22 protein-coding genes are annotated in these 23,088 nt (G+C 71.1%); 12 read left to right on the top strand and 10 right to left on the bottom strand.

Going from position 1 to position 23,088, the window contains the following annotated elements; all coding sequences use genetic code 11:
* Positions 1-8: 8 nt before the first annotated feature.
* Positions 9-1,454, bottom strand: coding sequence for an aldehyde dehydrogenase family protein (locus HCK04_RS36580; protein WP_142651921.1), 1,446 nt, complete (start codon positions 1,452-1,454; stop codon positions 9-11).
* A 218-nt stretch (positions 1,455-1,672) separates the two neighbouring features.
* Here HCK04_RS36580 and HCK04_RS36585 point away from each other — a divergent pair, with 218 nt between their 5' ends.
* On the top strand, positions 1,673-2,302 hold the full coding sequence (locus HCK04_RS36585) for a TetR/AcrR family transcriptional regulator (protein ID WP_142624811.1): 630 nt from the start codon (positions 1,673-1,675) through the stop codon (positions 2,300-2,302).
* 22 nt (positions 2,303-2,324) lie between these two features.
* Here the strand turns inward: HCK04_RS36585 and HCK04_RS44490 are convergent, their stop codons facing one another.
* Positions 2,325-4,280 (bottom strand): PucR family transcriptional regulator, encoded by a 1,956-nt coding sequence (locus tag HCK04_RS44490; protein ID WP_312845789.1) that lies wholly within the window; start codon positions 4,278-4,280, stop codon positions 2,325-2,327.
* 109 nt (positions 4,281-4,389) lie between these two features.
* Between HCK04_RS44490 and gabT the strand changes: the two genes are divergently transcribed.
* Together gabT and HCK04_RS36605 are read left to right on the top strand one after the other, a co-directional pair.
* Complete coding sequence (gene gabT, locus HCK04_RS36600; RefSeq protein WP_142651922.1) at positions 4,390-5,739, top strand: 4-aminobutyrate--2-oxoglutarate transaminase; 1,350 nt, start codon at positions 4,390-4,392, stop codon at positions 5,737-5,739.
* Between the two features lie 170 nt (positions 5,740-5,909).
* Positions 5,910-6,158, top strand: a complete 249-nt coding sequence (locus tag HCK04_RS36605) for a hypothetical protein (RefSeq protein WP_139576006.1) — start codon at positions 5,910-5,912, stop codon at positions 6,156-6,158.
* Positions 6,159-6,189: 31 nt separating this feature from the next.
* Here HCK04_RS36605 and HCK04_RS36610 read toward each other — a convergent pair whose 3' ends face one another.
* Positions 6,190-6,375, bottom strand: a complete 186-nt coding sequence (locus tag HCK04_RS36610) for a hypothetical protein (RefSeq protein ID WP_142651923.1) — start codon at positions 6,373-6,375, stop codon at positions 6,190-6,192.
* Entirely contained in the window at positions 6,372-6,527 is a 156-nt protein-coding gene (locus HCK04_RS36615) for a hypothetical protein (protein ID WP_168066557.1), read from the bottom strand. The genes HCK04_RS36610 and HCK04_RS36615 overlap by 4 nt, the downstream gene beginning before the upstream one ends.
* A 427-nt stretch (positions 6,528-6,954) precedes the next feature.
* On the opposite strand from HCK04_RS36615, the gene HCK04_RS36620 reads away from it, so the two are divergent.
* Positions 6,955-8,043, top strand: coding sequence for a sel1 repeat family protein (locus HCK04_RS36620; protein WP_142651924.1), 1,089 nt, complete (start codon positions 6,955-6,957; stop codon positions 8,041-8,043).
* A 106-nt stretch (positions 8,044-8,149) separates the two neighbouring features.
* Here the strand turns inward: HCK04_RS36620 and HCK04_RS36625 are convergent, their stop codons facing one another.
* The gene (locus HCK04_RS36625) at positions 8,150-8,740 is read right to left on the bottom strand and encodes a TetR family transcriptional regulator C-terminal domain-containing protein (protein ID WP_142651925.1); all 591 of its coding nucleotides are present in this window, start codon (positions 8,738-8,740) and stop codon (positions 8,150-8,152) included.
* 87 nt (positions 8,741-8,827) lie between these two features.
* Here HCK04_RS36625 and HCK04_RS36630 point away from each other — a divergent pair, with 87 nt between their 5' ends.
* Positions 8,828-9,466, top strand: a complete 639-nt coding sequence (locus tag HCK04_RS36630; RefSeq protein ID WP_205831159.1) for a hypothetical protein — start codon at positions 8,828-8,830, stop codon at positions 9,464-9,466.
* 48 nt (positions 9,467-9,514) lie between these two features.
* On the opposite strand, the gene HCK04_RS36635 is transcribed toward HCK04_RS36630, so the two are convergent.
* The 4 genes from HCK04_RS36635 to HCK04_RS36650 all read right to left on the bottom strand — a co-directional run bounded on the left by HCK04_RS36635 (position 9,515) and on the right by HCK04_RS36650 (position 15,092).
* On the bottom strand, positions 9,515-10,681 hold the full coding sequence (locus HCK04_RS36635; RefSeq protein ID WP_142651926.1) for an extracellular solute-binding protein: 1,167 nt from the start codon (positions 10,679-10,681) through the stop codon (positions 9,515-9,517).
* A gap of 96 nt (positions 10,682-10,777) precedes the next feature.
* Positions 10,778-12,271 (bottom strand): CoA-acylating methylmalonate-semialdehyde dehydrogenase, encoded by a 1,494-nt coding sequence (locus HCK04_RS36640; protein ID WP_142651927.1) that lies wholly within the window; start codon positions 12,269-12,271, stop codon positions 10,778-10,780.
* Entirely contained in the window at positions 12,258-13,553 is a 1,296-nt protein-coding gene (locus tag HCK04_RS36645; protein WP_142651928.1) for an aspartate aminotransferase family protein, read from the bottom strand. Before HCK04_RS36645 ends, HCK04_RS36640 begins: the two co-directional genes overlap by 14 nt.
* Positions 13,554-13,622: 69 nt before the next feature.
* Entirely contained in the window at positions 13,623-15,092 is a 1,470-nt protein-coding gene (locus HCK04_RS36650; protein WP_142651929.1) for an MFS transporter, read from the bottom strand.
* An 83-nt stretch (positions 15,093-15,175) separates the two neighbouring features.
* Between HCK04_RS36650 and HCK04_RS36655 the strand changes: the two genes are divergently transcribed.
* The 5 genes from HCK04_RS36655 (at position 15,176) to HCK04_RS36675 (ending at position 20,595) form a co-directional block, all read left to right on the top strand.
* On the top strand, positions 15,176-15,886 hold the full coding sequence (locus HCK04_RS36655) for a TetR/AcrR family transcriptional regulator C-terminal domain-containing protein (RefSeq protein WP_142651930.1): 711 nt from the start codon (positions 15,176-15,178) through the stop codon (positions 15,884-15,886).
* Positions 15,887-15,968: 82 nt separating this feature from the next.
* Positions 15,969-17,579: a PucR family transcriptional regulator gene (locus HCK04_RS36660; protein ID WP_142651931.1), complete on the top strand. Its 1,611-nt coding sequence runs from the start codon at positions 15,969-15,971 to the stop codon at positions 17,577-17,579.
* A gap of 40 nt (positions 17,580-17,619) precedes the next feature.
* Positions 17,620-18,693, top strand: a complete 1,074-nt coding sequence (locus HCK04_RS36665) for a P1 family peptidase (protein WP_168066559.1) — start codon at positions 17,620-17,622, stop codon at positions 18,691-18,693.
* Between the two features lie 87 nt (positions 18,694-18,780).
* Positions 18,781-18,993, top strand: coding sequence for a hypothetical protein (locus HCK04_RS36670; protein WP_142651933.1), 213 nt, complete (start codon positions 18,781-18,783; stop codon positions 18,991-18,993).
* A gap of 132 nt (positions 18,994-19,125) precedes the next feature.
* On the top strand, positions 19,126-20,595 hold the full coding sequence (locus tag HCK04_RS36675) for a phosphodiester glycosidase family protein (protein WP_142651934.1): 1,470 nt from the start codon (positions 19,126-19,128) through the stop codon (positions 20,593-20,595).
* A 103-nt stretch (positions 20,596-20,698) separates the two neighbouring features.
* Here HCK04_RS36675 and HCK04_RS36680 read toward each other — a convergent pair whose 3' ends face one another.
* Positions 20,699-21,589 carry a phenylalanine 4-monooxygenase gene (locus HCK04_RS36680; protein WP_142651935.1) on the bottom strand — a complete coding sequence of 297 codons (891 nt, stop codon included), beginning with the start codon at positions 21,587-21,589 and terminating at the stop codon, positions 20,699-20,701.
* A 131-nt stretch (positions 21,590-21,720) separates the two neighbouring features.
* Here HCK04_RS36680 and HCK04_RS36685 point away from each other — a divergent pair, with 131 nt between their 5' ends.
* On the top strand, positions 21,721-22,194 hold the full coding sequence (locus HCK04_RS36685; protein WP_142651936.1) for an Lrp/AsnC family transcriptional regulator: 474 nt from the start codon (positions 21,721-21,723) through the stop codon (positions 22,192-22,194).
* A gap of 229 nt (positions 22,195-22,423) precedes the next feature.
* On the top strand, positions 22,424-22,642 hold the full coding sequence (locus HCK04_RS36690; protein ID WP_205831160.1) for a hypothetical protein: 219 nt from the start codon (positions 22,424-22,426) through the stop codon (positions 22,640-22,642).
* Positions 22,643-23,088 lie beyond the last annotated feature (446 nt).

Genomic DNA, 23,088 nt, shown 5'->3' on the forward strand with positions numbered 1-23,088 from the left:
GCGTGGGGCTACAGCGTGAGGCCGGTGAGCACCATGACCTTCTCGTAGGTGTAGTCCTCCATGGCCGAGCGCAGCCCCTCGCGGCCCACGCCCGACTCCTTCACCCCGCCGTACGGCATCTGGTCGGCCCGGTAGGAGGGCACGTCGCCGATGATGACGCCGCCGACCTCCAGCTCGCGGTTGGCCCGGAAGGCGACGTCAAGGCTGCGGGTGAAGACCCCGGCCTGCAGGCCGTAGCGGGAGTCGTTGACCGCCGCGAACGCCTCGTCGACCGAGGCGACCCGCTGCACGATCATGACGGGCCCGAAGACCTCCTCGCGGGCCACCTTGGCGTCGGCGGGCACGTCGGCCAGCACGGTGGGGGCGAAGGCCGCGCCCTCCCTGGTCCCGCCGATCAGCAGCCGCGCCCCGGCCGCGACGGCCTCGTTGACCCAGCTCTCGACGCGGATCGCGGCGTCCTCGCTGACGAGCGGGCCGACCTGCGTCTTGTCGTCCGCGGGGTCGCCGGTCACGAGCGCTCCGACAGCGGCGACGAGCTTGCCGGTGAACGCGTCGGCGACCGCGTCCTCCACGATCACCCGCTGCACCGCGATGCAGCTCTGCCCCGCCTGGTAGTTGGAGAACAGCGCCACGCGGCTCGCCGCCCAGTCGAGGTCGGCGTCGGCCAGCACGACCGCGGCGGCGTTGCCGCCGAGTTCGAGCGTGACGTGCTTGCGCGGCACGCTGTCCATGATCGAATAGCCGACCGGGCCGGAGCCGGTGAAGGAGATGACCGGCAGCCGCGGGTCCTCCACCAGCGCGGACGCCCGGTCGTTGGGCACCGGCAGCACGGAGAACATGCCCTCCGGCAGGTCGGTCTCGGCCAGGATCTCGCCGAGGACGAGCGCCGACAGCGGGGTCGCGGGCGCGGGCTTGACCACGATGGGCGCGCCCACGGCGATCGCGGGAGCGACCTTGTGGGCCACCAGGTTGAGCGGGAAGTTGAACGGCGTGATCGCCAGCACCGGGCCGTACGGCACGCGTGAGACGTAGGCGAGCCGCCCCTGCGCGGCGGGCTCGGTGTCGAGCCGCTGCACCTCGCCGCTGAAGCGGCGGGCCTCCTCTGCGCCGAAGCGGAACGTCGAGATCGCGCGGCCCACCTCGCCACGCGCCCAGAAGATCGGCTTGCCGTTCTCCGCGCTGATCAGGCGGGCGATCTCCTCGGCGCGCTCGGTCAGCCGCCGGGCCACGTGGGCCAGCGCCTCTGCGCGTACGTGGATGGGCAGCGCGGCGGCCTGCTTGCGCACGGCGTCGGCGGCGGCCACGGCCTGCTCGACCTGCTCGGGGGTCGGCACCGAGTGGACGCCGACGACCCGGCCGTCGTGAGGATTGGTCACGGGCTGCTCGGCGTCTCCCGTCGCGGGGCGCCCGGCGAGCCAGAAGGGGCGGGGTTCGGAAGTGCGGCCTACGTCCATGTCTTCACGCTATGCCGGCTGGTGTGAGCCGGTCGTTACTCCGGACGGGCCAATCGCCACCCTCCACTGCGCCATCATGGACAACTCCCCGGATGTCACAGATGCGCGGCAATTTCATGATGTTTTCTGTTTCATCGCGGTTTGAAAGGCGAGCAGCATGGTTAAGTCATCATCCGGGTCTGTCGCGGGACCCCCAATATGAGAAGGGCTCGTCGCTGATGGGTACGCCGGCGCCGCTCGGTCTTCAGGGTGCCTACGCACGCGGCCATCGCAGCAACTATGACGAGCTGCGCACCCGTCTTCTCGATGTCGCCAACGACCTGCTCACCAAGGCCGGGCCGGAGAGTCTCACCGTACGCAGGATCGCCGCCGAGGCGGGCTGCTCCACCCAGGTCATCTACACGATGTTCGGCAGCAAGGAGGGCCTGGCCGAGGCGCTCTATCTGGAGGGCTTCGAACGGTTCCGGCGCAGGCTGGAGGCCGTGCCGCACCGCAGCGACCCGCTGGAGCACCTGAGCCTGCTCGGTCCCGCCTACCGGGAGGCGGCGCTGGCCGAGCCCGGTTACTACAGCCTCATGTTCGAGCGGGCCATCCCCGGCTTCGTGCCGAGCGAGCGCGCCCGCACGCTCGCGCGGGCCGCGCTCAACATCGTCGACCGGGTGATCGCCGACTGCATCTCCGCAGGTCACCTCGTGCCCACCCAGCCGAGGAAGATCGCCGACGCGCTGTGGGCCGCGGCCCAGGGCGCGCTCAGCCTGGAACGTGCCGGTCACCTGCCCGACGGCAAGACCTACGAGATCGTCACGGAAGCCGCCATCCGCGCCTTCCGCACGCATCCCCCGGCCTGAGCTGCACTGACAAGCACAGGGGTCAGAGGCACAGCGCGATCCACAGCTCGGCCCGGACCGCGGGGTCGTCCAGATCGCGTCCGAGCAGCTCGCTCACCCGCTTCATCCGATATCGCAGCGTGTGCCGGTGCACGCCCAGGCGCTGGGCCGCGGCGTCCCAGTGGCCGTTGCTGGCCAGGTAGGCGCGCAGCGACTCGACCAGGTCGGCGCGCGAGCCGTACTCGCGGAGCGGCGCGAGGATCGCCGCCGCGAACGACGCGGCGGCGGCGGGATCGAGCAGCGACAGCAGCCCGCGCCCGGCGAGCTCGCTGAAGCGCGCGACCGGCGAGGCCGAGACGAGCGCCCGCCGCGCCTGGTCGAGCGCCCGGTCGAGCGCGGCGGCAAGGGCCTGGTCGGGGACGCGATCGGGGACCCGGTCGGGTGCGCGGTCAGGTGCGCGATCGGAGACACGGCCGGAGACACGATCGAACCCGTCGGCGGCAACGGGACGGGACGCGCCCCGGTCGGCTGATCCGGCCGCGGCAGGCCCCACGCGGCCGTCCGTACGGCTGTCCATGCGACTGTCCGTACGGCTGTCGCCGCGGCTCTCGGAGCGGACGATCTCCACGCCGGGCGCGCTGACCCCGACCCGGCCATGCTGGGCGGCCAGCGCCACGACCTCGTCGGCGTACGAGTCTGGGGCGAGCACGACGAGCATGCCTTCCCAGGGCGCGGTGAAGATGTCGTCATGCCGGCGGCGGGGGCCCGACACGGCCGCGAAGGCGCCGCGCGGGCCGGGCGCCGCGCCGGTCGGGGCCCCCGTCTGGGCCTGTCTCGGGGCCCCCGTCTGGGCCTGTCTCGGGGCGCCGGTCATGGCCCCCGTCATGGCTTCGGTGAGCGCCTCGGCCAGCGCCTCGGGATCGGAGGTGTCACAGGCGAGGACCGTGACCGGCTCCCCCGGCAGCCGCAGGCCCAGGGCCGCCAGCGTCTCCACGGCGGCCCCCGCCTCGCCGGCCAGCAGCAGCCGGAGCACCGCCGACCGCACCCGCGCCGCCGCCGAGCGCTGCTCCCTGCCCTGTTCCAGCGCCAGCGTCAGCAGCGACCCGGCGGCGTTGACGACCGTGTGCGCGATGGGCGAGAACGGCCGGGACGACCCCACTGCGAAGAACCCCCTGCGGCCCAGCGGCTGGACCACGACGTGCTCGTCCGGGGACGACAGGGCGAGGCTCGCCAGGGACGGCGCGGTCCGCAGCCGGGCGATCTCGGGCTCCAGCCACCGGGCCGTCTCGCCCGCCCAGTCCTCCGCCGTCCGGTCCTGCGCCGTCCGGTCCTGCGCCATCCAGTCCTGCGCGGCGCAGCCCCCCGCGGCGCGGTCCCCGGCCGCGCCGCTCCGGCCCGCCGTGCCCGCGTGCCTGTCACCCGGGCCCGCTCTCCCCGGCCCGGCATGGCGGCCGGTCGCGTCGGCGGCGTGCCGTACGGCGCCGGCGGGGTCGAGCAGCAGCGCCCAGCCGCCGATCTCCCTGGCCAGCCGGTCCACCACGGCCGGCGGCCCCTCGCGCTGGAGGGCGGCACGGGTGAGCCTGCCCTGTGCCGCGAAGGCACGGCTGATCTCCTCGTACTGTTCCCCCGCGAGCAGCTCGCTGACGGCCTTGCCGATCGCGATGAAGGGCGTGTCCCTCGGCACCTCGACCAGCGGCAGCCCGGCGGCCTCGGCCGCCTCGGCGAAGCCGGGCGGCACGGTGTCGTGGCTCAGCCCCACCCCGAACCCCAGCCCGGTGACGCCCCGGGCCACGAGCCGGGAAACGTACGGCACGGCGTCGCCGGCGGACAGCCGCATGCCGGTCGTGAGCACCAGCTCGCCGCCCTCGAGGAACGGCGTGGGGTCCTCCAGCTCGCTCACCGCGACCCAGCGGACCGGGCGGTCGAGACCGTTCCGCCCGGCGAGAACCTCCAGGTGGAGCGGTACGATCGCGGTGATCCGGCGCAGCGTGGGTGCCACTGCTCTTTCCCCCCGAACGGCCGGCTTGTCCGCACCGGCCAAAAGTACGCCTTCATTCTGACATAGCGGCATATCGGCTGGTGGCGACGGCGGCCGTACCGTCGGAGATATGAGCACTGCCACCACGCACGGCGGCCCGCAGCTTCCGCAGGAGCGCCGCCTCGTCACCGAGATCCCCGGTCCGCGGTCGCGCGAGCTGCTCGCGCGCAAGCAGTCCGCCGTGCCTCCGGGCATCGGCACCACGCTGCCCGTCTTCGTGACCCACGCGGGCGGCGGTGTGATCGTCGATGTCGACGGCAACTCGCTGATCGACTTCGGCTCCGGCATCGCCGTCACCAACGTCGGCAACGCCGCCCCCAGGGTCGTCGAGCGCGTGCAGAAGCAGGTCGCCGACTTCACCCACACCTGCTTCATGGTCGCCCCGTACGAGTCGTACGTCGCGGTGTGCGAGAAGCTCAACCAGCTCACGCCCGGCGACCACGAGAAGCGGACGTTCCTGGTCAACAGCGGCGCCGAGGCCGTCGAGAACGCGGTCAAGGTCGCCCGGCACGCCACCGGACGGCAGGCGGTCGTCGTCTTCGACCACGGCTACCACGGCCGCACGCTGCTGACGATGACGCTTACGGCCAAGAGCATGCCGTACAAGCACGGGTTCGGGCCGTTCGCGCCCGAGGTCTACCGGGTGCCGCTCGCCTACCCGTTCCGCTGGCCGACCGGCCCGGACAACTGCGCCGAGGAGGCCGCGGCCCAGGCGATCGACATGATCAACAAGCAGATCGGCGCGGAGAACGTCGCGGCGGTGCTCATCGAGCCGATCGCGGGCGAGGGCGGCTTCATCGAGCCGGCCCGCGGCTTCCTGCCGAAGATCGTCGAGTTCTGCCGCGCCAACGGCATCGTCTTCATCGCCGACGAGGTGCAGACGGGCTTCGCCCGCACCGGCAACATGTTCGCCTGCGAGGACGAGGACATCGTCCCCGACATCATCACCACCGCCAAGGGCATCGCGGGCGGCCTTCCGCTGGCGGCCGTGACCGGCAGGGCCGACCTGCTCGACCACGTGCACAGCGGCGGCCTGGGCGGCACGTACGGCGGCAACCCGCTCGCCTGTGAAGCGGCCCTCGGCGTGCTGGAGACCATCGAGCAGGACAAGCTCGTCGAGCGTGCCCGGCACATCGGCGCGACCATGCTGCCCCGCCTGCGCGCCATCCAGGAGCACAACCCGATCGTCGGCGACGTGCGCGGGCGCGGCGCGATGATCGCGATCGAGCTCGTCGTCCCGGGGACCAAGGAGCCCTACCCGGCCGCCGAGATCGCGCGCAGGTGCCACGAGCAGGGCCTGCTCGTGCTCACCGCCGGCACGTACGGCAACGTGCTGCGCTTCCTGCCTCCGCTGGTGATTCCGGACCACCTGCTGGAGGAGGGCCTCTCCATTCTGGAGAAGGCACTCAACGTAGCGTAGAACGTTTGATAGACACCAAAAGGGGCACCCGGTCTGTTCCGAGGTGTCCCTTTTGTTGTTATACGGCTTGCGTTATGCCTCGATTTAACCATCGCTTGGCCCGACTCGCGCCGATCACGAAGGGTAACCGCGTTATAACGGTTCCGATAGGCGATCGAGGGGGGACTTTGATGGGCTGGAACCCGAACGGCGCCGAGCGGCTCATGCTGACGTTCGACCCTGCCGGCCTCACCACCACGCAGCGCGACGGCGACGCCTGCGTCGTCTGCCACAAGAAGTGGCCCCGCCCCCGCGTCAAGGTCGGCATGCTCCCCGACAACGCCCCCGTCCACGCCTGCGACGACTGTGCCGAGGCCCTGCTGCCCGCCCCCGAGGGCAAGGTGCCGCTGCCCCGCCGCTCCCGGGCGGCCATGTCCTGACCTCAGTTCGCCGGTGGAGGGCCTTGGTCACCTACTCGTCGTGGTCACGGCGATCCTCCAGCAGGCGCGGCAGGATGCCCAGCACGCCGCCCCCTGCAGCGCCGCCGCCGAGCAGCGCGGTGGGCCAGGGGGCACCGGCGGCCAGGGCAAGCGCGCAGGCGATCGCCGCCACCAGGGCGGCACAGACGAGCAGGACCAGCAGGGGCAGAGGAATCATGTCTGTCGCTCCTGAAGCGGGTTCAGGGTGCCGGCGGTGTGGTCGTCGGCCCAGAACTCGATGAGTTCCGAGCTGGACAGCTCGCAGGGCGGCCGGTCGGGCGGGATGCGCCCAGTGGCCAGCACCCAGGTCGACACCAGCAAGATGAGCAACTGCCGCTCATCACACCGGCCCCGGTCAGGTCGAGGGCCGGGTCGCGCGCCAGCGCAGCGCGGAGATGCGTTCGGGGCGGCACGCAACATGGGCTCGACTTTCACTTGGGGGATTGGACGGGCCCCACCTTGACCCGGCCAGGCTGGGGCCGCCACCGCTTCGGCACTGTCCGGACAACTCCGGATCATCTGGGCGCCACACGATCGCCGCCCGTACGCCACCGCTGATTCACCCCTCCCGAGGGACGAGCCCGCCCCGCCCAGTTCGAGATCATCCGCTCCCGTCCTGTCTTATCCGGAGCCGTCCGGAATCATCCGGCAACGTTCGGAACCGTCTGGGTCCTGCCGGCGCGACAGGCTCAACAGAATTTCCGGATGAGGTGGGATATGCCAATCATGCGAACATCTGTCCCGCCCTGATGCCACCATGACCATCAGCAAGCGCTTCCGTAATTTGTGGATCTCTCTCCTTGCGGCTGAGGCGATGACCGAAGAAGCTCGCGTCGCGGCGTGCCGCGCCTTCCTCGCGCAGCTGAATACGCTGCACGAACAGGCAGGCTCCCCCACGATGTCCAAATTGGAAAAACTATCGGGCGGTACCGACAATAACGGACACCAACCCCGACTTCTTACCAGGAGCACCACACACGACATATTGCGCGGAAAGCGGAAGAAGGTTCCCAGCTGGCCATGGGTTGCCTCGTTCGTGACCGCCTGTCACGCCGCAGCCGAGCAGACCGGTCTGCCGACCGAAACGATGGGCACACTGACGGACTGGCACGCCCGCTGGCGCGCCGCCCGGGGCGACCAGCCGGCCGTCGCCCTGGACAGCGAGGCGTCGGAAGAGCCGCTGGCGGAACCGTCGAGGGACCCAATGCCACCCGTGCCTTCGTCGCCGACTCCCGCGTCCGACGACGATCCCCTGCTGCCCGCCGAGGACGCGGGACAGCCGGACGAACACGCCCAGCGCATGCTGCAGGTCTACGGCAGGACGGGGGTGCGGTTGATGAAGGACTGCCCGTTCGACGTCAAGGTCGGAGTGAGCCTGGCGGTGATCGCGTTGCTGCGTGGACACGCCCATGAGGGCGTCCAGCGACTGAGGGAGGCCGCCCAGGCCGGCCACCGCGACGCCCTGGAGCTGCTGTCGCATCCACGCCGGCAGCAGATGGCCGCCGACTACGCCTACCGCTGCGGCCTCGGCTACCAGCGCGCCGACCGAACCGAGGTCGCGATGTTCTTCTACAGGATGGCCGCCGACCCGGGAGGCCATCCCGAAGCCGCCTACCAGCTGGCGCTGATCCATCGGGACAAGGGCGAGGGCTGGTCGGCCGCCTACTGGTTCCGCATCGCGGCCGCGAAGGGCCATCACCTGGCGACCGCTGCCTTCGACGGAATCTCCGAAGAGCTCAGCCATGCCCATCCCGGTGAGAGCTGGATGCTGCCGACTGACATGGTCGATTCGTCCCAGCCGCCGCCTCCATCCCTGACCGGCGACCCACCCGCACCGTTGATTTGACGCCCGGAATCTCTTCTCCGGCACCATTTCTATCGGTAGTGATGAGATCACTTCCCGTGAATGGCGGATTTCGCGTTCGCCGCGGCGGAAGGCCCGGCGCGCTTCCTCAGGTTGCCAGGTCGTCCAGATGAGCGGCCAGCACGGCGCTCGTACGGTCAGGGTGCATCGACTCCGGCCGGGTCAGCATGTGGATGGTCAGACCGTCGATGAGGGCGTGCAGCCGCGCCGCCTCGAACTCGGCGTCCCGATGGGCCGCGAGCTCTCCCTGCTCGGCGAGGGCGCGGACGGCCAGGGCCGTCGCCTCCGCCACTCCGTCGTCCGCGCGGCGCAACCAGGCGACGGCGGCCGGGTCGCCCTGGGCCCGCGCGGCAAGCTGCAGCCAGACCTCCGCCTCCGCGCGCCGCTCCTCGTCCATGGGCAGCAGCTCCTCCAGCAGGCGGCGTACGGCGACGCGCACGGGTCCGTCATAGACCGTGCTCTCGATACGCGCGCGAGCCCGCGCGATGACGTGCTCCATCGCGAAGGCGAGCAGCTCCGCCTGGGTCGAGAAGTAGTGCCGCAGCGCGCTCGGTGACCAGCCGGCCTCGGCCGCGATGCTGCGGACGGTGGCGGCGGCCACGCCGTCCCGGCGCACGACCCGCCACAACGCCTCGGCGATCTCCTCGCGCCGCACCTGGTGGTCCACGATCTTCGGCACAGCTACCTCCCGCCACGCACCCGCGCGCTTTTTATAGCACACTGTGTGATAAAGGTTAGTAGCACGCCGTGCGAAAAAGGAGCCGGGATGCTGTTCGGACTGATCGTCGCCTGCGAGATCGCGTTCTGGGTGCTGCTGGGCGCGGGGCTCGCCGTCCGTTATCTCCTGCGCAAACAGCGGCTCGGCGGCCTGCTGCTGCTCGCCGTCCCCCTGGTCGACCTGGTGCTCCTCGTCGCGAGCATTGTCGACCTCCGCACCGGCGGGCGGGCGGATTTCACGCACGGGCTCGCCGCGGCCTACCTGGGGTTCACCGTCGCCTTCGGCCACGACATGGTGCGATGGGCCGACGTCAGGTTCGCCCACCGCTATGCCGGAGGCCCGCCGCCCGACCGGCGCAAGCGTTACGGCAGGGAGCGGGCCCGAGACGAATGGCGCGCCTGGGGCAAGGGCATGATCGGCTGGGCCGTCGCCTGCGGCCTGCTGCTGGCCGGGGTCGTGGCCGTCGGCGACCTCGAACGCACGGCGGCGCTCCTGGAATGGGCCGGCCGCCTCACGTTCGCCATGGTGGTCTGGCTGGTGTTCTGGCCGCTCGCCTGCACCGTCTTCCCCACCCGCGCGCCGCGGGATGCCCGAGCACCCCATGCCCAAGCACCCCATGCCCAAGCACCCCATGCCCGCGGGTCCCACCCCGACCGGGTGCCGCACGGCACCGGCGAGCCGAAGTGACCGTAGCCCTCGCCGGATCAGGACACCCGGGTCAGGACACCCGAGGGGTCAGGACACGACGCGTGACCAGCGCTCCACCCACTTGTCGTACGCCTTGGGGCGCACCGCGAAGTAGACGCCCCGGAACGCCTGGGCGGTGCCGACACGGTAGTCCGCGCAGATCCGGCGGGCCGCGCCGGTGCACCCCTTGGGGTTGGCGGGGGCGAGCCCCATCCAGGACGAAACCCTGCGCTGCACGTCCGGCGACATCGTGAAGTCGAGCCACTTGTACGCGCACGAGGGGTGCGGGGCCTGGGCCGACACCATCCACGAGTCGGCCCAGCCGGTCACCGGCCGGTCCGTCAGCGCCCTGACCGGCTTGTGCCCGCGCCTGAGCACGTCCAGGTGGTACGGCGTGGCCTGCGCGAGCCATACGGACCCGGTCGCGAAGCCCTGGACGACCTCGACGGGGTCACGCCAGAACGTCCGCTGGTCGTCCCCGTCCGAAGTGAACAGGTCGGCGGCGGCGTCGAGCTGGGCGTCGGTGAGATCGAACGGGTCCTTGATGCCCTCGCCGACGTCCGTGCCCTGGGCCTTGAGCACCAGCGCGGCGTCGGCCAGCGTCAGCGGACGGTCCCGGAACATCACAGGCCCCTTGTCCGTGAAGAGCGACTCCGGGCCGTCGGGGCTGACCTTGCCGGTGTCATAGAGGATCTCGTTGGTCGACCACACGTACGGCACGCCGTAGACGCGCCCGCCCCGGGTGACAGACGGCAGCGTGCGCAGCCGCTTGGGGATCTCGTCGTAACCGTGCAGCAGACCGGTGTTGAGCGGGGCGGCCTTGCCCTCGTCCATCAGCCGGCCGCCCACCTCGGGCGTCGCGGAGATCACGTCGAACGACTGCGGCGGGAAGTCGCCCGGCCGCTCCTGCGCGCGCGGGTCGTAGTAACGCAGGCCGACCTTGCAGCCCGTCGCCTTCTCGAACGTGCCGACCCACTTGACCTTGGGATCGACGCCGCCCCACTCGGCGTACCCGTCGATCGCGACCACGCTGAGCGTTCCCTCGCCGCGCCCGAGGGACGCGAGCGGGGTGGGCGTGGCGCCGGACGAGCGGGACGACGGGCTGGGTCCCGCCTCGCCCGCGGCGGCCGAGGTGCCCGGCGTGGCCACCTTGGTCGCGGGCGAAGGCCGACCGGCGCAGGCGGCGGCGAGCAGTCCCACGGCCGCGACCGTCATGACCAGGTGTGTACGGCGCACGCACGACCCCCCGTGACAGAAGACGGACGCCCCGAGCCTACTGGCCCCCGGCGGCCCGGGGCGTCGCCTGCGACGTCAGGCGTTGGTCGGGAAGCCCAGGTTCACGCCACCGTGGGAGGGGTCGAGCCACCGCGAGGTGACGACCTTGCCCCGGGTGTAGAAGTGGACCCCCTCGGTGCCGTGCACGTGGGTGTCGCCGAACAACGAGGCCTTCCAGCCGCCGAAGCTGTAGAAGGCCATCGGCACCGGGATCGGCACGTTGACGCCGATCATGCCGACCTCCACCTCGTTCTGGAAGCGCCGGGCCGCGCCGCCGTCGTTGGTGAAGATCGCCGTGCCGTTGCCGTACTCGCCGGTGTTGATCAGCTCAAGGCCCTCCTCGTACGAGCGGACGCGCACGATCGACAGCACCGGGCCGAAGATCTCCTCGCGGTGCACGCGGGAGTTCGGCGGCACGTGGTCGAGGACCGTCGGGCCGAGCCAGAAGCCGTTCCCCCGGCCCCCGCGCACGGGGGTCTCCCGGCCGTCGACCACGAGCTTGGCCCCCTCCTGGACGCCGAGGTCGAGGTAGGACGCCACCTTGTCACGGTGGGCGGCGGTCACGAGCGGGCCCATCTGCGACTCGGGGTCGGTTCCCGGCCCGACCTGGAGGTCCCGCACCCGCGACACGATCTTCTCGACCAGCTCGTCGCCGATCGGGTCGACCGCGAGCACCACGGAGATCGCCATGCACCGTTCCCCCGCCGAGCCGAAGCCCGCCGAGACGGCCGAGTCGGCGACCAGGTCGAGGTCGGCGTCGGGCAGCACGAGCATGTGGTTCTTGGCCCCGCCGAGCGCCTGCACCCGCTTGCCGTGCGCCGTGCCGGTCTCGTAGACGTACCGGGCGATCGGCGTGGAGCCGACGAACGACACGGCCCGCACGGACGGGTGCTCCAGCAGCCGGTCCACCGCCGCCTTGTCGCCCTGGACCACGTTGAACACGCCGTCCGGCAGGCCGGCCCGCTGCCACAGCTCGGCGAGCAGCAGCGACGCGGAGGGGTCGCGCTCGGAGGGCTTGAGCACGAACGTGTTCCCGCAGGCGATCGCCACCGGGAACATCCACATCGGCACCATCGCCGGGAAGTTGAACGGCGTGATGCCCGCCACCACTCCCAGCGGCTGGCGGATCGAGTAGGAGTCGACCCGGGTCGAGACGTTCTCCGAGTAGCCGCCCTTGAGCAGGTGGGGGATGCCGCAGGCGAACTCCACGACCTCAAGGCCGCGGGCCACCTCGCCCAGCGCGTCGGAGTGCACCTTGCCGTGCTCGGCCGTGATCAGCGCGGCAAGGTCGTCGCGGTGCGCGTCGAGCAGCTCGCGGAACCGGAACAGCACCTGGGTGCGCTTGGTGAGCGACGCGTCGCGCCAGCCGGGAAAGGCCCGGGCGGCGGCCTCCACCGCGGCGTCGACCTCCTCGGCCGTGGCCAGCGACACCCGGCCGCTCACCTCGCCGGTCGCCGGGTCGAACACCTCCGCCGTACGGCCCGCGCCCTCGGCGAGCGCGCCGTCGATCCAGTGGTTAACGTGCTTCATCGTTGACGGTCTCCAGAGCGGTGACGAGGATGCCCAGGCCCTCGCGGGCCTCGTCCTCGGTGAGCGTGAGCGGCGGGGCCATGCGCAGCGTGCTGCCGTACAGGCCGCCCTTGCCGGCGAGCAGGCCGAGCTTCTTGGTCTCCTCCATGAAGCGGGCGGCGAGGGCCGGGGCGGGCGCGCCGGTGGCGGGGTCGACCAGCTCGATCGCGAACATCAGGCCCTTGCCCCGCACGTCGCCCACGACGGGCAGCCGCCCGGCGGCCTCGCGCAGCCCGGAGATGATGATCTCGCCGGTGCGCGCGGCGTTGGCCTGCAGGTCGTGGTCGAGCACGTAGTCGAGCGTCGCGTTGGCCGCCGCCATCGAGATCGGGTTGCCGCCGAAGGTGGACAGGCCCACGGCGTGCGGGCCGTCCATGAGGTCGCCGCGCGCGACGATGCCGCCGACCGCGAAGCCGTTGCCGAGCCCCTTGGCGAAGGTCATCATGTCGGGCGTCACGCCGTGGTTCTGGATCCCGAAGAAGGCCGAGCCCGTACGGCCCCAGCCGGTCTGCACCTCGTCGGAGATGAACAGGATGCCCTCCTCGTCGAGGACCTCCTTGTAGGCGGCGAACAGCCCGTCGGGGGCCATCGTGAAGCCGCCGACGCCCTGGATCGGCTCGGCGATCAGCGCGGCGACGTCCTTGGTGACGGCCGTGGCGAGCACGTGGCGCAGGTCGTCGACGCAGGCCGCGATGTAGTCGGCGTCCGACATGCCGCGGAACTGCACGAGGTGGCGGTCGGCGCCGTGCAGGAAGTGCACGTTGAGCGGCGACAGCGAGTTGTTCTTCCACGACCGGTTGGAGGTCACGCTGATCGCGCCGAACGACCTGCCGTGGTAGCTCTGCCGCATGGCGAGCACCTGGTCGGACCCGCGGGCGTAGGTGGCCAGCAGCAGGGCGGTCTCGTTGGCCTCCGTGCCGGAGTTGGTGAAGAAGACCTTGGCGTCCGGGATGCCCGACAGGCGGGCGATCTTCTCGGCCAGCTCGACCTGGCTGCGGATCAGATACAGCGTCGAGGTGTGGACGACGCCGGTGGCGAGCTGGCGCTCGACGGCCTCCCGCACCTCGGGCACGTCATACCCGATCATGTTGGTGAGGATCCCGGCGAAGAAATCCAGATAGCTCTTCCCGTTCGCGTCGACGACGCGGTTGCCCTTGCCTCCGACGATTTCGATGGGCTCGTTGTAATAGAGGGCCATCCAGTTCGGCATGACCGCGCGATGGCGTGCGAGAAGGTCCGACATGCTCCGAGTATCCCGGCTGGCGGGTGACCGCCTCACCCGTCAGCCTGTCTGGGATATCTCGAACTTCACTTACACAGTGGTGGCCTGCGCGGGCTCCTCCGCGGAAGCCGGGTCTGTGGCCTTCCGGCGCAGGACCAGCAGCGCGACCAGAGCCGCCGCGAGCGAGCAGGCCGCGCCCACCCACGAGCCGACGGACATCGCCGACACGAACGCCTCGCGTCCGGCGGCGGCCACGGCGGGGTCGCTTAGGGTCGTCGCGACGCCGATCGACTCGCGCGCCGCCGGCGGCGCCGACTCCGGCATGGCCGCGGTGTACGCGGCGGCGAGCACGCTGCCGAGGACGGCCACGCTCAGCGCCATGCCGACCTGCTGCACCGTGTCGTTGAGCGCGGAGCCGACCCCGGCGCGCTCGGGCGGCACCGCGCCCATCAGCGTCGCGTACGCCGCGGGACCGGCCAGGCCGCCGCCGACTCCCATGACCAGGAGGCCGGCGATCAGCGTGCCGTATCCGCCGGTGAGCGTGGACAGCAGGGCGAACCCGGCGGCCATGACGACCAGGCCCGAGGCGATGAGCACCCGGTTGCTCACCTTCCTGCCCAGCGACGCGCCAAGCACGTTGAACACCGCCGCCGCCACCACGTAGGGCAGCAGGGCGAACCCGGCCTTCAACGGGTCGTAGCCCAGGACGAACTGCAGATACTGCGTGATGGCCAGCATGAGCGCGCCCGCGCCGAACGACAGCAGCACGATGGAGAAGCACGCCCCGCTGAACGAGCGGTCCCGGAACAGGCCGAGCGGCAGCATCGAGTGGGGGTTGCGGCGCTCCCACAGCACGAACGCCAGCAGGGCGGCGGCCGAGAGCGCCACCGCGAGGGGGTTGAAGTGCCCGCCGGGCGCGGAGATGACGGCCCAGACCAGCCCGCCCATCCCGGCAGTGGACAGGATCACCCCGAGCGGGTCGGCCCGCCGCGTCTCGCCGTACGTCTCCGGCATGAGCGCGAAGGCCGCGATGATCGCCAGCACCGCGATCGGCACGTTGAGCAGGAAGACCGAGCCCCAGTAGTAGTGCTGGAGCAGGAACCCGCCGACGGTGGGACCGGCGATGACGCCGACCATGGCGACCGAGCTCCACACGGCGATGGCCTTGCGCCGCTCGCTCTCGTCGAACACCGTGATCAGGATCGACAGGGTCGACGGCATCACGCAGGAGCCGCCGACCCCCATCAGCGCGCGGGCCGCGATGAGCTGCCAGGGCTCGGTGACCAGCGTGGCCGCCAGCGACGCGCCACCGAAGAACGCCAGGCCGATCACGAGCATCCGCCGCCTGCCGTACCGGTCGGACAGGCTGCCCGCGGTGAGCAGCAGGCCCGCGAAGACCAGGACGTACGCGTCGATGACCCACTGCACGTCGGACGGCGTGGCGCCGAGGTCGCGCATGAGCGACGGGATCGCGAGGTTGAGGACGGTGTTGTCCACGACCAGGGTCAGCAGGCTCAGACAGAGGACGCCGAGGATCCACCAGCGTCGGGGATGGGACATGAAGGTCTCCTCGAACAGTGTGCGAGTAGTGTCGGACACTGTACGACTCCATCGAACACTGTGCGAGCGAATATTGTGAGGCCGTGTCAGCGAAGCCGTTCTCCTCGGTCTGGACCCGCGAGCGCAAAGGAGGGCGCGAGCAGGGCCTCAGCCGCGACCAGATCGTCCGGGCGGCCGTGGAGCTGCTCGACGCCGAGGGTCTCGACGCGCTCAGCATGCGCAGGCTCGGCGCCCGGCTCGGCGCGGGGGCGACCAGCCTCTACTGGCACGTGGCCAACAAGGACGAGCTGATCGAGCTCGTGATGGACGAGGTCTACTCGGGCGTCGTGGTGCCCGAGGAGGCCGACTGGCGGGAGGCGGCGAGCGTCTTCGCCTACGCCATGCGTCAGGCGGTCTTCGACCATCCGTGGAGCGCGAGCCTCATCGGCGTGGTCCCCGGGCTCGGGCCGAACGCGCTCACCGCGGCCGACCGGTTGATGGGCGCCTTCGTCCGCGCGGGGTTCGAGGGCATCGACGTGGACTACGCCATGACGGCCGTCGTGTCGTACACGCTGGGCGCCACGATCCCCGAGGTCGCCTTTCTCAGCTCGCTGAAGGCCACCGGCAAGAGCGTGACGGAGCTGCAGGCCGCGGTGGACCCGCTCCTGACGAAGCTGTCGGCCGACCTGCCCAACCTGCGGGAGCGCTACGGTTCCTACGCGCACCAGGACTTCGACCCGATCGTGGCCCGGCGGCTCGCCTTCGACTACGGGCTGATGGCCCTCCTCGACGGCCTCGGCACGCGCCTGCGCTGAGATCCGGACGCGACCTGCGCCGAGATCAATGTGTCAGCCGGTGGAGGGTCATCCTTACATTGTGATCAGGTAGCCTCTGAGCATGCTCCCCACGGTGGCAGACGTGCTCGCGCTGGACGCGGTCCGGCGTGGCAGCCCCAGGGTGGTGGCGGGCGGCGACCGGCTGGACACCCGGGTCCGATGGGTGCACGTGGGCGAGGTCCACGACATCGCCCATCTGTTACGCGGCGGCGAGCTGGTCCTCACGACCGGGGTGGCGCTGCCGAGCGAGCCCGACAAGCTGGCCGACTATGTCAGCGACCTGGCCGCCGTCGGCGCCTCGGGCCTGATCGTCGAGCTCGGCCGGCGGTTCGTCCGCGAGCTGCCGAGGGCGGTGGTCAAGGCGGCGGAGGAGCACGGGCTGCCGCTGATCACGCTCGCCCGCGAGACGCCCTTCGTCCAGATCACCGAGTCGGTCCACGCGCGCATCATCGACATCCAGCTCCAGGAGCTGCGGGCCTCCGAGCAGTTGCACGAGGTGTTCACCGAGCTGTCGGTCGAGGGCGCCTCTCCGGCCGAGGTGCTCAACCAGGTCGCCCGCTTCTCCGGCCGCCCGGTGCTGCTGGAGAACCTGGCCCACCAGGTGCTGGCGTGCGACGCGGCCGGGGGCGACACCGGTAGCGTGCTGGCCAACTGGGAGGCCAGGTCGCGCGCGGTGATGCCGTCCGAGCGGACCGCGTACGACGCCGCCGCCGGCTGGCTCGTGACCATGGTCGGCGCCCGCGGCCAGGACTGGGGACGGCTCATCCTGCTGTGCGACGGCCGGCCCAGCCCCCGCGACATCGTGCTCGCCGAACGCGCGGCGACCACGCTCGCACTGAGCCGCCTGCTGGAGCGCCACCAGGAGTCCCTGGAACGGCAGGCGCACGGGACCATACTGACCGGCATCCTCACCCACGCGTACGCCGATCCCGACGAGGCCGCCGCCCGCGCCCGCGCCGTCGGGGTCCCGCTCACCGGGCGCAGGCTCGTGAGCGCCGTGATCCGGCTGACCGCGTCCGTCGGCACCGCGCTGGGCGAGCAGGCCAGGCTGGGCGAGCTCGCCGAGGCCGGCGCCGCCGCCTGCCGCGAGGCCAAGCTGCCCGCCCTGGTCGGGGCGCTGGACCAGAGCCGCGTCGGAGTGCTGCTGCCGCTGCCGCCCCGCATGGCCGCCGAGGCCGCGCTCGGCGCGCTGGCCGAGCGCCTGCGGGCGAACTTCGCCACGCCGTTCGTGCTGGCGGCCGGCTCGGTCGTGGAGTCGATCAAGGACGTACGGCGCGGCTTCCTGGAGGCCGAGCAGGTGGCGGAGGTCGCGGTGCGCCAGCCCGACGGGCGGCCGTTCTACCGCCTGCCCGACCTGCGGCTGCGCGGCCTGCTCCACCTGCTGCGCGACGACGCCCGGCTGCAGACCTTCGCCGAGCGCGAGCTGGGGGCCCTGCTGGCCCACGACGCCCAGCGGCACGGCGACCTGACCAGGATCCTGCGCATCTATCTCGACTCCGGGCGCAACAAGGCGGTGGCCGCGCAGAAGGCCCACCTGTCCCGGCCCGCGTTCTACGACCGGCTGCGGCGGCTGGAACGGGTCCTCGACACCGACCTCGACGACGTCGAGTCGTGCCTGTCGCTGCACGTCGCGCTGCTCGCCCTGGAGACCTTCCGCCGCGAGGCCACCTGATCGCGAACCCGGGACCGTCGTCGAGAGTATGGGAGTGTCGTTGCGAGCACGGGATTTCGGCATCGTCGTGGGCACCGGAACGCCTGGCGGGCACAACGCCATCACCGACGTTCCGGGCGTGAAGGTCGGGCACACCACGCTGATCAGCGGGAGCGGCCCACGGGTGGTCGGCGAGGGCCCGGTGCGCACCGGCGTCACCGTGATCGTCCCGCACGACGGCTCGGCCTTCGACGAGCCTGTCTACGCGGGGCTGCACTGGCTCAACGGCAACGGCGAGATCACCGGGATGGCGTTCCTCCAGGAGTTCGGGCTGCTCGCCTCGCCGATCGGGCTGACGAACACGGGCTCGGTGGGCGTGGTCCGCGACGCGCTCGTCGAGATCGAGGTCGGCTCGCTCGGCAAGGGCCGGCAGGCGTGGTCGCTGCCCGTCGTCGGCGAGACCTGGGACGGCATGCTCAACGACATCGACGGACAGCATGTGAAGGCCGCCCACGTCCGGGAGGCGTACGAGAAGGCGGCGGGCGGGCCCGTCGCCGAAGGCGCGGTCGGCGGCGGCACCGGGATGATCTGCCACGGCTTCAAGGGCGGCATCGGCACGGCCTCCCGCGTCGTGGACGGCTACACGGTGGGCGTGCTCGTCCAGGCCAACCACGGACGGCGGGACCGGCTGACGGTCAACGGCGTCCACGTGGGCAGGAGCCTCCCGGCCTCGGCGCTGCGCCACGAGGAGGCGGGGTCGATCATCGGGATCGTCGCCACCGACGCGCCTCTGCTGCCGCACCAGTGCCGGAGGGTGGCGCAGCGCGCGGGGCTCGGTGTGGCGCGTACGGGCGGCGCCGGGGAGAACTCCAGCGGCGACGGGTTCCTGTGCTTCTCGACCGGCAACCGCAACCTGCCGGCCAGCGCCCTCGACGCGGCCCCTCCGCGCACGTTCCAGGTCACGGTGCTCGCGGACGACTACCTCGATCCGCTCTTCTACGCGGTCATCGAGGCGACCGAGGAGGCCATCGTCAACGCGCTCGTCGTGTCCGAGACGATGACGGGGGCAGACGATTTGACCGTTACAGGGCTCGATGGGCGACTCCTCGCGGAGTTGGTGACACCCGGAACGTAGGTATGTCGTCCCGGGTGTAAGTCCTATCGCACCTGACTACTCTTCGTATACTCGCGCTCACTGGGTGAATCATGCTTACCTCGAAACGTGCCGACGATAAGCGAACCCAAGATCAGCCCGACGGTCGTCGTGCGGGCCCTGTCCGCGCGATTCCCCAAATGGACCATCTGGTGGGGCGAGGCCACCGCGCACTACTGGGGCATGTCCCGGAGGCGTGACGGGCTGCTCGTCCACATCGAAGCCCGGTCCGCACAGGAGTTCGTCCAGCGCGCCCGGGAGATCGATTCCGATCCTCCCTGACGTTTTATGGGCTTATGCCCCTAATGTCCGGCTGTTGTTGGGAAATTCATGCGCTTCGCCGCGTTTCGGTCGTCTCCGGTGGAAATTGTCGCCACGATGGTCCCGCAAGGATCACCGATGGGGAGTAATCGCATGAGACGCCGCCTTGTCGTCGGGGCCGCCCTGCTGGCCCTGACGACGACCATCCCTTCGGCCCCGGCCGCCGCCGAGCCCGTCGCCGGGCTGCCGACGACGAGCTTCCCGCTCGGCGAGCCCGGGATCCCGAAGTCGGCGGCCAAGAGCCTGGCCCCCGGAGTCAGCTACTTCACGCTCCGCCACGGCACGCCGCAGGACGGATACACGGTCAGCGTCGTCGTCAAAGGCAAGGACTTCATGTCGGAGGCCAACGCGCAGGCCCAGGCGACAGCCGTACAGATGGCCGGACTCGAGCCCGTCATCGTGAAGTTCACCCGGCCCGCCGTCGCCGACCACCCCGCCGGCGACTACTTCATGGTGCGGGTGGGCAGCTGGCCGCTCGACCAGAAGGCCGAGGCCGCCGCGGTCGTCAAACAGCTCAAGGACGCCGGGGTGAGCGCGAAGGTCGACTTCCAGGGCGACGACGGCTTCGTCACCACCGGCCCCTGGAGCGTGCGGGTCATCGTCGTCGACCCGCGCGCCTTCCGCGGCTCGTACCAGGCGTCCCTGGGCACGAGCGTCGCCAAGCGGGAGAAGGTCTCGGCCATGGCCTCCGCCGCCAAGGCCCTCGCCGCCGTGAACGGCGGCTTCTTCGACATCCACACGCTGCCCGCCTTCCGCGGCGACCCCACGGGCATCTCCGTCGTCGGCGGCAAGCTGCTCAGCGAGGCCGTGGCCGGCCGCGTGGGCCTGGTCCTCCGGGGCCGTACGGCCCGCGTCACCGAGTTGTCGTCCTCGGTCGCCGCGCGGGCGGCCGACGGAGCCACGGCCGAGGTGACCGGCCTCAACCGGGTGCCGAAGCCGGACGAGCTGGTCATGTACACCGAGGAGCTCGGACGGGACACCCCGAAGGACGACGGGATCGAGGTGGTCCTCGACGCCTCCGGCAGGGTGACCGCCGTCCGCGCGTCCGGTGGTCCCGTGACACCCGGCACCCGTGTGCTGCACGGCGTCGGGGCCGCCGCCGGCTGGCTGTCGCAGCACGCGGGCGAAGGCACGGCCGTCACGGTCACGACCCGGGTCACCGACCTGCGGACGAACAAGGCCATCCCGCTGACCCCGGAGACCAACATCATCGGCGGCGCGATCGGCCTGGTCAGGAACGGCAGGACCTCCATCACCGCGGCGCGGGACGGCATGGCCAACACCAACATGATCCTGCGGCGCCACCCCCGTACGCTCGCGGGCGTCACCCGCGACGGCAAGCTCCTCGTCGCGGTCGTCGACGGCCGCGCGCCGGGCAGCACGATCGGCGCCTCGTTCTTCGAGGCGGCCGAGCTCATGCGCTGGCTCGGCGCGCGCGACGCGATCAACCTGGACGGCGGCGGATCGACCACCATGGTCATCGGCAAGAAGGTGGTCAACCGTCCGTCCGACGGCGCCGAGCGGGCGGTCGGCGACGCCCTGCTGATCGTCGGCGCGCGCTGAGCCTGTTTTCGGGCCGCTTACGCGGCCTGCACGCGGGGCTGTTTCCGGGCCTGCTTACGCGGCCTGCTCGCGGGGCTGTTCGCGGGGCTGCGTACGAGCCTGCTCAGGCCGAGGACGTCGTGAGCAGGCGGGCGATGGACTCGTCGTCGCAGGTGTCCCAGAACGTCCCGACCGTGTCTTCGAGGTGGTCGAACGAGGCCGCCTCGAAGAGCACCTCCTGATATTTCGTGATGTCGTACTGGGTGGTCCCCATCGCCGCGAGGTCGAGCGGGCGGATGTCCATCCCGCGAAACTCCTCGATCTCGCCGTACGAGCTGAGGATTCCCGCGCCGTACGCCCTGAGCTCGCCGTCCTCCCGCATCACGCCGAACTCCAGGGTGAACCAGAACACCTTGGACACGAACTCCAGCGCCTCGTCGGTCTCCACCCGGCGGGCAGCACGGCCGGCGGCCCGGTACAGCTCCGCGAAGCGGGGTGAGGCGAGGGTGTTCGCGTGCCCGATCACCTCGTGGATGACGTCGGGTTCGGGGGTGTAGAAGGGCACGGAATGGTGCCGGATGTACTGCGTAGAGTGGAACAGGCCGTCCGCCAGGACGCCGTAGAACTCCCGGAGCGGGACCAGCCCGGCCGCCGGCAGGTAGCGGAAGCCGGTCAGCGGCTCCAGCAGGTCGCCGACCTCCTGGAGCTGCGGGATGCGGTCCTCGGGCAGGCCGAGCCGCTTGCTCGCGTCGAGGAACTCGCGCACCGCGTACTTCTGGTGCTTGACCGCCAGCTCCTTGGTGACGAGCGCCCACACGTGGTGCTCCTCGTCGGTGTACTCGGCCGTGGGGATGGGGTCACCGGGGGTGTGACCGAGCGCCAGCGCCGCGATCGCATTGCGCCGCTCGCGGTAGACGGCGTCCGCGAAACCGGGGTGGCTCGTGGCCAGCTCGACGACGACGGATCCGTCATCCTTCGTCGCGACCGGGGCGAAATACTGCGCTTCTTCGAACATACTCCCATAGGACAGCAACTATTCGTTTGGCTGGCAAGAGTGACCAGTTCAGGTGTGCGAAACGCTCAAAAAAGCGCATTCGAGGTGGATGCCACTGGTCGATCCGCTCAGTCGAGGCGTACCCTCGGCGCATGCTCGACGCGCTCGACAGCCGCCTCCTGATCACCATGCGGGCCAACCCCCGGATCGGGCTCACCGAACTGGCCCGCCTCCTCGGCGTCGCCCGCGGCACCGTGCAGGCGCGGCTCGACAAGCTCACCGCGCGCGGCGTCATCAGCGACTTCGGCCCGACGATCACGACCGAGCAGATCGGCTATCCGATCCTCGCCTTCGCGTCCCTGCAGATCGCCCAGGGCCGGCTGACCGAGGCCGTGCAGTGGCTCGCGGACGTCCCGGAGATCCTGGAGGTGTACGGCACCAGCGGCCAGGCCGACCTGCTGTGCCGCGTGGTGGCCCACAGCACCCCGCACCTCCAGGAGATCATCGCCCGGATCCTCGCCTCGCCCGCCATCCAGCGGACCGACACGACGATCGCCCTGTCGACCCAGATCCCCTTCCGCATCGAGCCCCTGCTGAAGGCCGCGGTCACGCCTCCCCCGGCATAACGGCCGGACTCAGGCCGATCGGGCCGGGCGGAATTCGGGTGCCGGGCCGGGACGTCCCGCTGCGGGCAGATCAACAGGACGCAGCAGATCAACATGGCCCGGCAGCTCGACAGGGAGCGGCAGATCAACAGGGAGCGGCAGATCAACAGGGCGCAGCAGCTCGACGACGACACGGAGTCCACCCTTGGGGCGCGGGACGATGGGGCTCACCCGCGGACAGCTACGGCGGATGCCGGCGACCGAGGCGGTGCTGCTGACGGTCGTGGCCACCCTGCTCGGCACCGTGATCGGCATCGGCTTCGCCTGGGCCGGCTGCGAGACCATCGTGAAGCGGGCTCTCCGCGACGCCACCATGCACATCCCGTGGTCGTCACTCGGCGCCGTCGTCCTTCTCCGCATTTGCGGGACTCCTCGCCGCTGTCCTCAAGAGCCCCTGCCCCACAGTTAACCAGCCGCCCCACACCCGACCAGCCGCCCCCGCCCCGGTGTTGACCCTTCTCCCACGGCCTGCCGACTGCTTTCCCTCTCGGCTTTCCCTCTCGGCATCGCCGATCGCCCCGCCGCGTGCCTGCTACTCCCATCCCCGGCGCCGCCCGTCACCCCACGGCCTGCTGACTGCACGCCCCAGCGCGTCCCTCGAGCTGCGGGCCTGCCGGCTCCTCAACCGTCTCCCCCACCAGCCCCCGACCAGTGCCGATCGACACCCCCGGAAACCGCCCCGGACATGCGAAAGCCCCGGCCACACCCCGGCCGGGGCCACCACACCCACACCCACACCCACCGCCCACACACACGCAGAAACAGGCAGCGGGAACCAACACCCAGCAACCCGCCGGGGAACACACCCCAGGAACAAACCCCGGAAACAAACCCGCGAAAAAGAAAGGTGCCCGA

Source organism: Microbispora sp. CL1-1 (assembly GCF_012034195.1).
Lineage (GTDB): Bacteria > Actinomycetota > Actinomycetes > Streptosporangiales > Streptosporangiaceae > Microbispora.